Origin of the sequence: Pseudomonas serbica (genome assembly GCF_028823535.1) — a bacterium.
GTDB lineage: Bacteria > Pseudomonadota > Gammaproteobacteria > Pseudomonadales > Pseudomonadaceae > Aquipseudomonas > Aquipseudomonas serbica.
In genome coordinates this window covers 1-337 of record NZ_JAQIYM010000057.1, presented here as the reverse complement: position 1 = coordinate 337, position 337 = coordinate 1, and the positions used below count along the sequence as shown (strand labels likewise).

The 337-nt window shown below is 67.1% G+C and carries 1 protein-coding gene; it reads left to right on the top strand.

Annotation, left to right across the window (positions count from 1 at the left end; genetic code table 11):
* Window positions 1-337: hypothetical protein (locus NQL71_RS29725; RefSeq protein ID WP_425520696.1), on the top strand; the 337-nt coding region annotated here is incomplete at both ends.

The following is a 337-nucleotide window of genomic DNA, read 5'->3' as shown; positions in this document are numbered from 1 at the left end:
TCCAGGATTGCTCCGGTAAAAACACCACCTACCGCTTCGACGAGCGCCACCATCTGGTCGCCGTCACCGACGCGCTGGGCCAGACCACCACGCTGGAGCGCAAGCCGGACGGCGAAGTGCTGCGCATCCATCACCCGGATGGCAGCGCCGAGTCGTTCACCTACAACGCTCTCGGCCAGGTGCTGACGCACACCGACGGCAAGGGCCAGACCACCCGACTGCTGCGCACCGCCCGGGGCCTGCCGAGCAGTCGCCAGGACGCCAAGGGCCAGCGCATCCGCTACGAATACGACCCGGCGATTCGCCTGACCGCGCTGATCAACGAAAACAACGCGGC